Here is a 13627-nt window from a genome sequence, read left to right on the forward strand (position 1 = left end):
GGATAATAATGGGATTAATAAAAGCTGCAATTAACTCTGTTGGCGGTGGATTAGCCGACCAATGGTTAGAAGTCATTGAACCATATAATTTAAGTGATGACACTGTCATGACAACTGGGGTACCAGTCAGAAAAGATAATAAACGTCAAGGAAATAAAAAAGGTACCGAAGGATTTATTACAGATGGTTCCGTTGTTTATGTTTACCCAAATACTATGATGTTACTAGTTGATGGGGGTAAGATTATCGACTTCACAGCTGAAGAAGGCTATTACACTGTCAACAACGCTAGTGCACCATCTATGTTTACAGGAAACCTAAAAGGAGCCATTGAAGAATCATTTAATCGATTTAAATTTGGTGGTCTACCGCCACAAACACAACAAGTTATTTACATTAATCTACAAGAAATTAAGGGGATTAAGTTTGGTACACCAAGTCCGTTAAATTATTTTGATAATTTCTATAATGCTGAGTTATTTTTACGTGCTCATGGAACCTATTCTGTCAAAGTCGTTGATCCAATTCTATTTTATAAAAATGTCTTACCAAAAAATAAAAACCATGTCACCATCTCAGAAATCAATGACCAATTTTTATCTGAATTTTTATCTGCCTTCCAAACATCCATTAATCAAATGTCTATGATGGGTGAACGGATTTCATACGTTCCATCTAAAGGTATGGAATTAAGTAAATTTATGTCCTCTGCTCTAGATGAAGAATGGACAAATCTTCGCGGAATGGAAATTGTTAGTGTTGGGGTTGCAAGTATTTCTTATACGGATGACTCTCAAGAATTAATTAACATGAGAAATAAAGGTGCCATGCTGTCTGATGCATCAATTCGCGAAGGATTTGTGCAAGGATCCGTTGCACAAGGACTACAGGATGCTGGTAGTAATTCTAATGGTAGCGTTAATGGCTTTATGGGTGTCGGCATGGGAATGAATACGACAGGTGACTATTTAAGCCAAAGCTCTAGAGGAAATCAAGAACAAATACAACAACAAAACAAACAAATACCGGGTGATACTTGGATTTGCCCAAATGACCAGACAGAAAACACTGGCAAATTCTGTTCAGAATGTGGACAATCAAAACCTGCACCACAAACGTCTGGTATTCAAATGAAATGTGCTAACTGTCAAAATGTTGTCACCATCACTAATCAAATGCCAAAATTCTGTCCAGAGTGTGGGGCTCCTTTTCAAGGATTGCCTTTATAAATTTAGAAATGAGGTGATCCAATGTCAGATGTGGTTTCACATAAATGCCCAAATTGCGATGGGCCCTTACTCTTTGACCCTAGCAATCAAACCTTTCATTGTGAATATTGTTTAAGTGTTTTTAATGAAGGGGATTTAGATTCAACAGAACTAAAAGAAGCTGCTGAAAATCTTGACCAAACGAGCCAAGAGAAGTTCAATCTTTATGATTGTCCGTCTTGCGGAGCTGAAATCGTGACCGATGATACGACTGCCGCGACATTTTGCTATTACTGTCATAATCCTGTTGTGTTAAAAGACCGTGTTTCTGGTGAATTTTTACCTAATAATATTTTACCTTTTAAAATTTCCAAAGATGATGCAAAAGAACAATTTTTATCTTGGGCAAAATCCAAAAAATTTATACCAAAAGACTTTTTTGATGAATCCCAAATAGAAAAAATTACCGGCATTTATTTCCCTTATTGGAAAACGGATGCAACCACAAAAGGGCGCGTTGATGCAACAGGAACTAAAATTACTGTCTGGCGCGTTGGCGATACCGAGTACACTCGAACAAGAAAATATAAACTAACGCGTGGAGGAACCATTCATTTTAGAGATTTAATTAAAAATGCCCTTCAAAAAAATACCAAACAACTCATGATTGAATCGGTTCAGCCCTTTCCATTAAATGATGTCACAAATTTTGACTCTAAATATTTATCTGGCTTTCAAGCAGAAAAACGAGATATTGAATTTTCTTCATTAGAACCCTCTCTCATTGGAGAACTTTCTCACTATACTCAGACTATTTTAGAACATGACATGCAAGGATTTACAACTCTATCGACCAATCATCACGAAAGTCACGTATTAAGTCAATCGAATAAATATTTGTTATTACCTGTTTGGGTTGTAACCTATCAGTCTGAGACAAGTGATGAACCATTTTATTATGCGATGAACGGTGTCACTGGAAAAACAAGTGGGAAGTTGCCAATTAATAAACCAAAATTAATCGGGACTTCTGTTGCATTAGGTATTTTAGTGACCACGCTTATCCTAGTTGGGGGGTATTTGCTATTTTAAAAAAATATCACTCACTCATTTTTTTCACTATTATCTTGTTATTTAGTCTATTTAGCTTTTCTATTTGTACAGTAGCAGAAACATCAGAACGAGTATTTGATCAAGCTAATTTATTATCAACTGACGAAAAAAATTCCCTTGAACAAGCTATCAATGAATTCAAAGAAAAAAATCATCAAGATTTTGTTTTTGTCTCAACAGAAAATACTGATGGAAAAACACCGGAAGCATATGCTGATGATTTCTATGATAATAATGATTTTGGACTCGGTGATGATAAAAGTGGCATGCTATTTTTAATTGATATGGAACATCGAAAATTTCATATTTCGACAACAGGAAATATGATAGATATTTTAAATGACAATCGTATCGATCAAATTATAAATAGTAGCACTGAAGATATGAAAGATGATCGCTTTTATGATGCCATTAAATATGTCTTAACTGCTTCAGAAAATTATATTAAAGATGGTCCAGCTGCTAATACACATCGTGTTGCACGAGATAATTCAAAAGCATTCTCAATACTGACAATCATCATTGCCAGTATAGCAGGTATTGGGTCAACTATTGGTTTTTATGTGTATATCTCTAGAAATTATTTGTTAAAAAAAGCGACTTATCATTACCCCTATTATGAAATGAGTTCACTTGATTTAACAGAATCTCATACATCAAAAATATTTGATATTACGACAACTAGACATATTCCAAAACCACCTCCAAGTAATGGGTCCAGTACTCATACCGGAAGTAGCGGAACAAGCCACGGCGGTGGTGGTGGAAGCTTCTAAAAAATTGCTGTAGACAATTTGTTTTTTGTCTATAGCATTTTTTTGAGTTGTAATGATTGCTTTATTTTCAAACAATCGATACCCTTAACTAAAGGAGGAAACTTATGAAATGCTTAATTAAAGAAAGAATGATTCAACATATTCCTGTTTTAGAAGTTGTTCCTGAAACTCATCAATATGATCCACTTCCATGTGTTGTTTTTTATCATGGCTGGCAAACATCAAAAGAATTGGCCTTGACACCTGCTAGAAAAGTAGCTCAGTTAAATCACCGTGTGATTGTTCCGGATGCCATGTTTCATGGAACGAGACGCGTTGAAAATCGATCTGTCATTCCTTCTTTTGCTTTTTGGTCTAGTATCCAACATAACCTTATTGAATTTAATTTAATCAAAGAATATCTTTACAACAAAAAATTTGTTTTAGACAATCAAATTGCTGTTGGTGGCTTTTCAATGGGGGGAATGACGAGTGCCGGACTTCTAACAAAACATCCTGATATTACAGCTGCTGCTATCTTAATGGGTACTCCCAATTATCAAGGTTTTATTGATCGTCTGATTTATTATAGTAAAGAAAAACAACTCACGTTACCTATTGATTTAGAAGATAGTCTCTCTTGGACATCATCCTACGACCTCAATAAACAACCCGAAAAAATAAACAGTCGACCAATCTATTTTTGGCATGGAACAAAAGACGCCAAAATTCCGTATTCTGCTAGCCACGATTTTTATAACTTATACAAACATGAAACTTTTGGTAAACATATGAGATTTGAGACTGGAATAGATGAACCCCATATCTTAACCATCCCTACGATGGAGAACATGGCGAATTTCTTAACGAATCAGTTTCATCATTAGAATTTACTGGTAATCTCCTCAATATTTTTTATCATGACAGAGATGGTTCCATCAGGATTGTTGATGAACTCAACCATATTCGCATCATTAAACACATCGCTTGGAATAGATAGTTCAATTCCATTAGCTAATTTAAATTTTTGTTTACTGTATTTTTTTTCGTATTTCACAATATTTTCTGGAATATCCTCAGTAAATTTTGTTTTTTCAATTATTTCTCGGTATTCTTCTTTTGCTGAAATATTATCTTTAAATACAACATCAGCTACTTTTTGTGTGTCAATAATGCCATCTGATTCAATGCTTTCAAAAATTGCTTGTTGTGCTTGACTCATACTCACGTACTCTTCTTCATTATAGCGTTTAGCAACTTGTTTCACTGCTTTTTTCACAATATTTAACTTTTCACTAACTGTCGGTAGTGGATCAAGTTGCAGCAAACGTTCCGTAAAATAGTAACGCTTTTCCCCTTCAAACATATAACGTTTTTCTATAACTTTAGTAGATAAATCTGCTAAATTAATCATAAAACATTCATCAATTTTTTGTGTGACACCAGGAAAAACAGTTCGATTTAAAATAATGCTATTTTGCATCACATCATCCACATACGTCACATGATGTGTAAATTGAGGTTTATAATTAAATTTAATCACGACCAAATAATGATCTTCTTCTAAATCTTTAGTCTCTAGAAACAAGACATCCCCACTAGGTGCATCCTCACTAATAGCTAATACATCAAACATCTTTTGAGAAATATCTTGTGTTGCTTTTATAAAATCAGTTTCTATTTCTTGCACAAAAGGAACAATAGCATTATTTCCTGATAGAATGCCATGCTTATACTCTCCTTTATCCAATCGATTTAACACTGTTTCCATATATTGACTCACATAAAAATCACGTAAATCAAGTTCTACTTGTGAACAAATTAATTGTCCAGAATCTTTATCAATAATGTGTAAAATCGCTTTTATTATTTCCATAGTATTCTCCTTTAAACAAGAAAAAGAGAAGGGAATTATTCCTTCTCAATTTTTTTGCTCTCAGTTTTTTTTGTTGTTATACCTTTTTCTTTTTTGATGTCTTCACTCAAATCTAAAATAAGTTGAGCTAAATCATCTTTGATTTGAGGGTGCTTCAAACCATACTCAATACTTGTTTTCATGTAACCAAATTTATCCCCAACGTCATAACGAGTCCCTTTAAAATTATGAGCAAAAACACGTTGCGTTTTATTCAAAGTATCAATAGCATCCGTTAATTGGATTTCTCCACCAGCACCTGGTTTTTGTTGTTCTAACACATGAAAAATTTCTGGTGTTAACAGATAACGGCCAATAATAGCCATATTACTTGGTGCTTTATCAACAGCTGGCTTTTCGACAAAGTTTTTTACATTAAATAAGTTTTTTTCTACTTCACCACCAGGATTAATAATACCATATTTAGATACATCATCTTTTGGTACTTCCATAACCGCAATAGTAGAAGCATGCGTCTCATCATAATCATTGATTAATTGTTTGGTTAATGGAATATCATCTTCCATGATATCATCTCCAAGCATTACAACAAATGGCTCATTGCCAACAAATGATTTTGCCTGTAATACTGCATGACCCAAACCAAGTGGGTGTGATTGCCGAATAAAGTGTAAATTTAATCCAGTTGTCTCTTCAACCAATTCAAGTAATTCTAACTTACCTTTTTCTTTCAAGTTAGTTTCAAGCTCTAAATTAGAATCAAAATGATCTTCAATCGGACGTTTTGCTTTTCCTGTAATAATTAAAATATCTTCAATTCCTGAAGCAAGAGCTTCTTCAACAATAAATTGAATAGTAGGTTTATCAACAATTGGTAACATTTCCTTAGCCATCGCTTTGGTTGCAGGTAAAAAACGCGTTCCTAATCCAGCTGCTGGAATAACTGCTTTCTTCACTTTAGACATATGTATTATTCTCCTTTTATAATTCCTGCTCAGATTTATGTTCTCTAAGCATTATATTTTTTACTGTTGTTGGAACGTCAGTATGATTATAAATAACGTCATAAATAGCTTCTGTAATAGGCATTTCTATATGTCTTTCTTGAGCTAATTGATAAGCTGCTTTAGTTGTATAAACACCCTCAACAATCATGCCCATATTATTTAGTACATCATCTAATGAATTACCTTTTCCAAGTAAATACCCAGCTCTAAAATTACGTGAGTGTTCACTCGCACATGTTACTGCTAAATCCCCTACGCCACTTAATCCAATAAATGTCAAAGGATCAGCACCCATTGCAACACCCAAACGGCTAATTTCAGCTAATCCACGAGTCATAATCGCTGCTCTAGCATTATCTCCATAACCTAATCCATGTAAAGCTCCAGAACCAAGTGCAATAATATTTTTTAAAGCCGCACCCATTTCTACTCCAACGACATCACTATTAGTATATACTCTAAAATAGTCATTTGAAAATAAACGTTGAACGTACTCAGCAGCATGCATTGAATGTGATGCTGCTGTAATAGTTGTGACATCTTTTACAGCTACTTCTTCTGCATGGCTAGGACCAGATAATACAACAATCGCTTGTCTATGATTTGGAGAAATTTCCTCTTCAAGTATTTCTGTGATACGCTTATGACTATCCTGTTCTAACCCTTTACTTGCATGAATAATAACCGGTTGATTGTTACATACTTGGTTAAATTGATGTGATACATCACGCATAGCCTTTGTTGGTACAACAAATAACACAGCATCTGCATCTTTCACACATTCCTTTAAATCTGATGTTCCTTTTAACTCACTGGGTAACGTAATTTCTTTCAAATAATGAGCATTAGTATGATGAGTGTTTATTTCATTAATTTGAGTTTCTTTATGTCCCCAAATAATCACATCATGCCCATTTTCAACGAGTACCATCGCTAAAGCAGTACCCCAAGATCCTGCCCCTAAAACAGCAATTTTTTGTTTCATCGAATTAAATTTCTCCTTTTAAAAAAACATTAGTATCTTTATTTTATCATAGGTTACTAAAAGAAGTAAGATGCGAGACGTTTTCCGCCACACATCTTACTTCTTATTTAAGACTATATGATCGATTATAATATGGCAAATTCTTATTTTTACGTCGAATGACAATTAAGATAAGCGCACCAATGAATAATACAGCTGAAAGAATTTGTGATATTCTTAAACCACCGAAAAACATTAAACTATCTGTTCTCATTCCCTCGATAAAAAAGCGTCCAAATGAATACCATAAAATATACGTCAAGGCAACTTCTCCTCGTTTAAAAAATTGATTTTTTCTTCTTAATAAAATAATCACGATAAATCCAATCAAATTCCACGTGCTTTCATATAAAAAAGTTGGTTGTCTGTATGCACCATCAATGTACATATTCTCAATAATAAAATTAGGCAAATGTAACTTCATTAAAAAAACTTTGGTTGTTATTTCTCCAAATGCTTCATGATTCATAAAATTTCCCCATCGACCAATAGCTTGTGCTAATAAAACGCTCGGAGCTGCGACATCTAAAAACGTCCAAGTATTAATGAAGTGATGACGTGTATAAAGATATAATACTAATCCACCCGCTATTAATCCACCATAAATAGCAAGTCCACCATTTCGAATAGCAAATATTTCAATTGGATGTTGCGCATAATATTGCCACTCAAATATAACATAGTACAATCTAGCCCCAACAATCGAAATTGGAAGAGCCCAGAGCATCATATCCACGACATCATCTTCTTTAAGTCCTACTCGAACAGCTTCTTTGGTAGCAAGCCATGAAACTAATACAATACCAGACACAATAATAATTGCATACCATTGAATCGCTATACCGAAAATATGAAAAGCTGTCGGATTAATTGTTGCTATCATTTATCAAACTCCTTGCCATTATCTGAATTTTCAGCAATCAATTCTGCTAAATTATTTTCAAATTTTTTCGTTGCATCATATCCCATTGTTTTTGCTCTAAAATTCATTGCTGCAACTTCAATAATTGCCGCAACATTTCGACCAGTAGAAACTGGAATACTAATTTTAGGTACGGGAACATGTGCTAAATCAATTGACTCAGTACCTGAACCTAATCTATCAAATGTATTATCAACACTCCAATCTCGAAGATGTACAACAAGAGAGATATGAGCATGATTTCTAACTGCACTGGCTCCAAACAAGTTCATTACGTCAATAATACCCACTCCACGAATTTCCATCAAATGTTCCAAAATTTTAGGAGATTCTCCAATAACAGTTCGTTCATCTTGACGGTAAATATCCACGCGATCATCCGCAATTAAACGATGCCCTTTTTTAATTAATTCTAAACCTGTTTCACTTTTACCAATACCACTGCTACCTTGAATTAATACACCTAAACCATATACTTCTACTAATACACCATGAATAGAAACCCGTTCGGCTAGTTGACTTTCCAAAAAGTTTGAAATCATACCAGATAAACGAGAAGTAGAAATAGTAGATTGTATAATCGGTATTGCTTGTTTATTTGCCGCCTTAACCAATTCTTGTGGCACGGATAATCCTCTAGCTACAACAAAACAAGGGGTATCATCATTACATAATTTTTTAAAAATAATTGTTTTTTCAGCTACTGTCATCTTTTCAATAAACGTAATTTCTTTCATACCTAATAATTGTATTCTATCATATGGGTAATAATTAAAATAACCAGTCAATTCCAATCCTGGTCGTGAAATTTCGCTGGAAGAAACAGTGCGATTTAAAAAATCATCACCTGAATAGACATCCAGATGTAGTTGATTAACAATATCTTTGATTTGAACCATTTTTTCACTTCCTTACTTTAAGTACTCATCTTGTCTATTTTAACACTTAATTTGCTAAGTGACTATCTTTTGATACCGTTTTACTTTTCACTCGATTTATTTTTTTTGATTATAAATGATTCTTCTTCAATTTTTATTTTAGCTGCCAATAAAATTTTAGATACTGCTTCATTAATAATAAACCCAATGGCTATTGCCCCGCCTACTAAACACGCTTGAAAGCCATAATGGAGAGCGACTTCATAATGTTTTTCTGTCAAATTATTAAAGGTCTTAAATAACAGTCCACCTGGTACAATCGGCATAATTCCTGGCATATTAAATACTAGACTGGATACATTTTTCCACTTACTTAGTATGTGAGAAAAAAATACTAAAGCAAGCAATGCTATTAAAGAAGACAAGGCTTCACTAAAAGACAATTTTGTACATACATAATATACAAACCATGTAAACATCCCTGATAACCCACATAGCAAAGTATAATTTTTCTCAATGTTATAAAGAACAGCAATGGCACAACCAGCAATAAAACTAAAAAATAATTTTATAATCATCGAATCACCCCTTATAAAGCACTAGAAAAAATGATAGCAACGGGTAGTCCTAGCATTAAGGCTGTACTAAAAGCATCCATAGTTTGAATCATTCCCGTCAAATAATTACCGTCCATCATTGCCCTAATAGCATTAACAAATGTCGTACCAGGTAACAATGGCATAATGCAACTAAATAAAATAGAATATGGTTCACTCACCACATGTACTTTAACTAGACATACAATAAAAAAGCAAATAATAGTTGAATAAGACAGAATAGAAAAGATATTTATTTTTGTTGTTTCTTTTATTTTTAAATACGACCAATATCCAATAATTCCTAGAAAAAACGTTGTAAAAAAACTCCAGTTTAAGCCGTTCATAATGACATTCATCCCACCACAGACAAGCGCTGCACTAATAATTCGTGTTTTTTCAGGAAAAGAATAGTTTTTTTGATTAATGACTCTTAACTCATTTAAAAAGCTCTGAGTATCCATTTTATTAGCTAAAAAGTCATCTAATACTCGTTCAACTCGCAGTATTTTTTCAAAATTATATCCCGATTTTTCTACGGGAATCATTTTAACCGTATTATCATGTCTATTTATAATGACAAAGCTCGTTTCTGCATTAAAGGTTGATAACTCATTATTTTCTATATTTAAATGACTAATAATCTTATGTATATTGGCATTAATCATATCACTTGTCGCATTACTTTCTTGTAAAATCTTTCCATATAACAAACATACTTGTACAATATCATCAAAATTAGGTTGAGAATCCATCTTCATTTCCTTCTTTCCTAAAATGTATCCCATTTACTATAACGAAAAAAAATTCCTATTATACAGACATAATAGGAATAAAACATGATTTTTTATTTAATTCGTTTTAATGCGTGATGTTTAGCCAAAAAGAAAGGACGATAATAGGCCACAGTATCTGTCATAGGTAAGACATCTTCACTTAATTTTATATTCAGTTGATTTTCAATAAATTTTCTACGAATCATAAATGTTTCATACAAATCAACATAATGTTTTTTTATATCGCGTTGTAAGGTGCTATCTGCTAAAACAATACCACTTTCACAACTTGTTCCTGCATAACCTGCCATCGAGGGTATAATGTCTGTTTGAAACATCATCCCACTTTTTAATACGATATCAGATGTTGGATAGATTGGTGAAGATAACCATTCTTCATCAGCAAATAAATGTCCAGGATTTAAATGCCATCCATACGTTTTTTGTGGCAAAATGTCTTCTATGATACTGTACATCTCATGCCCAGTCATACCAATTTTTATTGTTTCAAGCCATGTGGCAATAGCATTGAAATACGGTTTTGCTAAGACATCTAAATAATCTTCTACTCCTGTTGGTAACTGTTTAGCGGTCGAAACAGCATAGCCTGCACGAGAAGTGAGTCCGCCTTTATATCCTACAGTCATAGATACTGGATCTCCCAAAGTCACTTTTTTATTAGTTGGGTACATATTGGCTTTTTCAAAACGTTCACCGGTTGCAGCAATTGTTACCACACTTCTTGGTTGTCCAAGCTCTTGCATCACGTCCCCAATCTCCATTTCTGAGATACCAACATCAAATGTTTGCAAACCCTTTGACATGCTTTGGCTAGATAGCTGAGCCCAAAATTCATAGTGAGCAATCTCATTACTGTTATTTGTAACTCTTGCTCCATTGTCACTACTAATAAATAATCCCGTTTGATTGGATAGATTTTTTTCATCTACTACTTCTTTTAATCCTTGTATTAAAAAGTTAGGTAAATCAAATAGTTTGTTATTATCACAATAGTGACTAGTGAATAACTTCCAACCTACTACACCAACTTGCATGTTATTTGACAATCCAGCTTCTTTAAAATAATTTGTAATTGGATTGTCATTATCCATTGGTTGATTTGCTAAAGATAAATGAGGCATGTGAATACCCTTAGCTTTAATACGTGATTTAGAAACTTTATTTAAGTTTTCATTTCCTAGTATTAAATAGGCCTCTTTTGTTTTATGTAACACTAACATACCTTCTTCAAAACGTGTCACAAATCCTGTCAAATATTCAAAATTTCCACCATGTTCCAAGTCACAATAAACAACAATAGCATCTAAGTTTTTATCTGACATTCTTTTAATTACTTTATCCAAGCGTTCTCCTATCGTATCATCTGTTAACGGTACAGGTTGAAGCTCTCTATCAACTACTAATTCCTCTACTATATCTAAATCTATATTCATCAATACAATAAACCTCCTATTTTTATTTATCTATTCAATATCATAACATAAGTTAATGACTACTATACATTATAGGATAATGATAGATTAACAAAATTTAGCGATTTATTTATGACAATATCTTGATTTTAAACGTTACAACCAATGCTCATTGAGCTACTATTAGGTTTATTAATTGATAAACTTACTTTCATATCTCTACTTGAATTCAAACAAAAAAAGAACCCTATATTCATAGAGTTCTTTTTTAGTTAATAATGACTCATTAACGACGAATTTCTTTAATTCTTGCTGCTTTACCATGTAATGAACGGATGTAATAAAGTTTCGCACGACGAACTTTACCATAACGAATTACTTCGATTTGAGCAACACGTGGTGTATGAATTGGGAAAGTACGTTCCACACCAACACCATTAGAAATTTTACGTACAGTGTAAGTTTCGCTAATTCCAGCTCCACGGCGTTTGATTACAACACCTTCAAATAACTGGATACGTTCACGAGTACCCTCAACAACTTTAGCATGTACACGTACAGTGTCACCAGGTCTAAAAGCTGGGATATCAGAGCGCAATTGTTCTTTTGTAATTTCTTCTATTAATGGATTCATGTCCACATTCTCCTTATTCTAAACATTCATATGAGTCTTACACAGCGGAATGTTGTGATAGATGAGCCATTTGACTCACTAAATAATAATAGCATAATTACTCTTTTCAGTAAAGAGGCTAAATACTTTTTTCTTCCTTTTTCACTTCTTCTAGTAATCTTTCCATCTCTTTTGTTAACTCAATCGATTCTAACATATCAGGTCGTCTTAAGTAGGTTCTTCTAAGCGATTCTTTTAACTGCCATTCTTCAATTAATTTATGATTTCCATTGGTTAATACGTGAGGAACTTCCATTCCTTCATAATTAGCCGGACGTGTGTATTGTGGATGCTCCAAAAGACCTGTTGAATGAGAATCGGTTTTGGCTGACTGATCATTACCCAAAACTTCTGGTAATAACCTCACTGTTGCATCAATCATCACCATTGCGCCAAGCTCTCCACCTGTTAACACATAATCACCAAGTGACACTTCATCGGTTACTAAAGAACGAATTCTTTCATCATAGCCTTCATAATGACCACAAATAAAAACCAAGTGTTCCTCTTTAGAAAATTCTTCCGCCATCTCTTGATTAAATCGTTTGCCTGCTGGATCAAGTAAAATCACACGAGGTTTAGTTTTTGCGTCTTCTTCAATGAAAGTAAGTGCATCATGGATAGGTTGAACTTTCAACAACATTCCTGCTCCCCCACCATACGGGTAATCATCTACTTGTTGGTGTTTATTTGTCGAAAACTCTCTAAAGTTTCTTACATGAACATCCAGCAACTCTTTAGTGATGGCTTTTCCTAAAATAGATTCAGTTAGCGGACCTTCAAACATTTTTGGAAAAAGAGTTAAAACATCAATTCTCATCGTCAATCAACCCTTCTGGAATATCAACAGTCACTTTCTTCGCATCCACATTTACATTTAAAATAACTGATTCAATATAGGGTAACAAGATATCCTTTTTCCCATGTTCTTTATGTTTGACTACCCACACATCATTGGCTCCTGGAGATAATATTTCTTTTATGGTTCCTAATAGTTCTCCTGTTTCATCTACTACTTCACACCCAATAATTTCATGATAATAAAAAGCATTTTCCTCTAATTGACCGATTTCGTCTTTTTTAACTTTTAAAATGCCGTTACGATACTTCTCAACGTCATTAATATTCGGATGACCCTCAAAACTAACAATATCAAAATTTTTATGTTTTCTGTGAGATTTTATCATTAACTCAACCATGTCTTTTCCATCTTGAAATAGGTACAATATATTCCCTTTTTTATAGCGTTTTTCTGGAAAATCTGTTTGAGAAATTACTCTGACTTCCCCTTTAATTCCTTGTGTATTAACAATTTTTCCAACATTTAAATACTCTGTCACCTTTATTCCCTCATTTCACATATTCA

The 13627-nt window shown here is 33.5% G+C and carries 15 protein-coding genes; 4 read left to right on the forward strand and 11 right to left on the reverse strand.

All coding sequences use genetic code 11. The features are described 5' to 3' along the window. The first annotated feature begins 8 nt into the window (after positions 1–8). The 4 genes from AC37UB_RS03205 (at position 9) to AC37UB_RS03220 (ending at position 3963) form a co-directional block, all read left to right on the forward strand. Positions 9–1229: an SPFH domain-containing protein gene (locus AC37UB_RS03205; protein WP_241699145.1), complete on the forward strand. Its 1221-nt coding sequence runs from the start codon at positions 9–11 to the stop codon at positions 1227–1229. Between the two features lie 21 nt (positions 1230–1250). After that, entirely contained in the window at positions 1251–2300 is a 1050-nt protein-coding gene (locus AC37UB_RS03210; protein WP_241699146.1) for a TFIIB-type zinc ribbon-containing protein, read from the forward strand. Between the two features lie 35 nt (positions 2301–2335). Further along, entirely contained in the window at positions 2336–3097 is a 762-nt protein-coding gene (locus AC37UB_RS03215; protein ID WP_158559436.1) for a TPM domain-containing protein, read from the forward strand. 104 nt (positions 3098–3201) lie between these two features. After that, on the forward strand, positions 3202–3963 hold the full coding sequence (locus tag AC37UB_RS03220; protein WP_241699148.1) for an alpha/beta fold hydrolase: 762 nt from the start codon (positions 3202–3204) through the stop codon (positions 3961–3963). Here AC37UB_RS03220 and AC37UB_RS03225 read toward each other — a convergent pair. The 11 genes from AC37UB_RS03225 to rimM form a co-directional block, all read right to left on the reverse strand. Further along, positions 3960–4952 carry a nucleoid-associated protein gene (locus AC37UB_RS03225; RefSeq protein WP_490685322.1) on the reverse strand — a complete coding sequence of 331 codons (993 nt, stop codon included), beginning with the start codon at positions 4950–4952 and terminating at the stop codon, positions 3960–3962. The genes AC37UB_RS03220 and AC37UB_RS03225 overlap by 4 nt on opposite strands. Positions 4953–4987: 35 nt before the next feature. Further along, positions 4988–5917 carry a UTP--glucose-1-phosphate uridylyltransferase GalU gene (gene galU / locus AC37UB_RS03230; RefSeq protein WP_117972984.1) on the reverse strand — a complete coding sequence of 310 codons (930 nt, stop codon included), beginning with the start codon at positions 5915–5917 and terminating at the stop codon, positions 4988–4990. Between the two features lie 16 nt (positions 5918–5933). Beyond that, complete coding sequence (locus tag AC37UB_RS03235) at positions 5934–6944, reverse strand: NAD(P)H-dependent glycerol-3-phosphate dehydrogenase (protein ID WP_117972985.1); 1011 nt, start codon at positions 6942–6944, stop codon at positions 5934–5936. A gap of 103 nt (positions 6945–7047) precedes the next feature. Further along, positions 7048–7866: a prolipoprotein diacylglyceryl transferase gene (lgt, locus tag AC37UB_RS03240; protein ID WP_490685323.1), complete on the reverse strand. Its 819-nt coding sequence runs from the start codon at positions 7864–7866 to the stop codon at positions 7048–7050. Beyond that, the gene (gene hprK, locus AC37UB_RS03245; RefSeq protein WP_117972987.1) at positions 7863–8804 is read right to left on the reverse strand and encodes an HPr(Ser) kinase/phosphatase; all 942 of its coding nucleotides are present in this window, start codon (positions 8802–8804) and stop codon (positions 7863–7865) included. Before hprK ends, lgt begins: the two co-directional genes overlap by 4 nt. Positions 8805–8884: 80 nt before the next feature. Continuing rightward, positions 8885–9361: a threonine/serine exporter family protein gene (locus AC37UB_RS03250; RefSeq protein ID WP_117972988.1), complete on the reverse strand. Its 477-nt coding sequence runs from the start codon at positions 9359–9361 to the stop codon at positions 8885–8887. Positions 9362–9372: 11 nt separating this feature from the next. Beyond that, the gene (locus AC37UB_RS03255; protein ID WP_158559437.1) at positions 9373–10140 is read right to left on the reverse strand and encodes a threonine/serine exporter family protein; all 768 of its coding nucleotides are present in this window, start codon (positions 10138–10140) and stop codon (positions 9373–9375) included. Between the two features lie 86 nt (positions 10141–10226). Next, entirely contained in the window at positions 10227–11609 is a 1383-nt protein-coding gene (locus tag AC37UB_RS03260) for a M24 family metallopeptidase (protein ID WP_117972990.1), read from the reverse strand. Between the two features lie 265 nt (positions 11610–11874). Then, positions 11875–12222, reverse strand: coding sequence for a 50S ribosomal protein L19 (gene rplS, locus AC37UB_RS03265; protein WP_117972991.1), 348 nt, complete (start codon positions 12220–12222; stop codon positions 11875–11877). A 118-nt stretch (positions 12223–12340) separates the two neighbouring features. Continuing rightward, positions 12341–13081 (reverse strand): tRNA (guanosine(37)-N1)-methyltransferase TrmD, encoded by a 741-nt coding sequence (gene trmD / locus AC37UB_RS03270; protein WP_117972992.1) that lies wholly within the window; start codon positions 13079–13081, stop codon positions 12341–12343. Then, positions 13071–13601, reverse strand: coding sequence for a ribosome maturation factor RimM (gene rimM, locus AC37UB_RS03275; protein ID WP_117972993.1), 531 nt, complete (start codon positions 13599–13601; stop codon positions 13071–13073). The genes trmD and rimM overlap by 11 nt, the downstream gene beginning before the upstream one ends. Positions 13602–13627 lie beyond the last annotated feature (26 nt).

Source organism: Vagococcus changpingensis (assembly GCF_058211775.1).

Bases quoted from the DNA above. Each gene is read 5' to 3' on its own strand.
- AC37UB_RS03235 (WP_117972985.1), bottom strand. From the start codon at position 6,944: ATGAAACAAAAAATTGCTGTTTTAGGGGCAGGATCTTGGGGTACTGCT.
- AC37UB_RS03210 (WP_241699146.1), top strand. From the start codon at position 1,251: ATGTCAGATGTGGTTTCACATAAATGCCCAAATTGCGATGGGCCCTTA.
- rplS (WP_117972991.1), bottom strand. From the start codon at position 12,222: ATGAATCCATTAATAGAAGAAATTACAAAAGAACAATTGCGCTCTGAT.
- AC37UB_RS03260 (WP_117972990.1), bottom strand. From the start codon at position 11,609: ATGAATATAGATTTAGATATAGTAGAGGAATTAGTAGTTGATAGAGAG.
- AC37UB_RS03225 (WP_490685322.1), bottom strand. From the start codon at position 4,952: ATGGAAATAATAAAAGCGATTTTACACATTATTGATAAAGATTCTGGA.
- trmD (WP_117972992.1), bottom strand. From the start codon at position 13,081: ATGAGAATTGATGTTTTAACTCTTTTTCCAAAAATGTTTGAAGGTCCG.
- hprK (WP_117972987.1), bottom strand. From the start codon at position 8,804: ATGGTTCAAATCAAAGATATTGTTAATCAACTACATCTGGATGTCTAT.
- lgt (WP_490685323.1), bottom strand. From the start codon at position 7,866: ATGATAGCAACAATTAATCCGACAGCTTTTCATATTTTCGGTATAGCG.
- AC37UB_RS03220 (WP_241699148.1), top strand. From the start codon at position 3,202: ATGAAATGCTTAATTAAAGAAAGAATGATTCAACATATTCCTGTTTTA.
- AC37UB_RS03250 (WP_117972988.1), bottom strand. From the start codon at position 9,361: ATGATTATAAAATTATTTTTTAGTTTTATTGCTGGTTGTGCCATTGCT.
- AC37UB_RS03255 (WP_158559437.1), bottom strand. From the start codon at position 10,140: ATGAAGATGGATTCTCAACCTAATTTTGATGATATTGTACAAGTATGT.
- galU (WP_117972984.1), bottom strand. From the start codon at position 5,917: ATGTCTAAAGTGAAGAAAGCAGTTATTCCAGCAGCTGGATTAGGAACG.
- AC37UB_RS03205 (WP_241699145.1), top strand. From the start codon at position 9: ATGGGATTAATAAAAGCTGCAATTAACTCTGTTGGCGGTGGATTAGCC.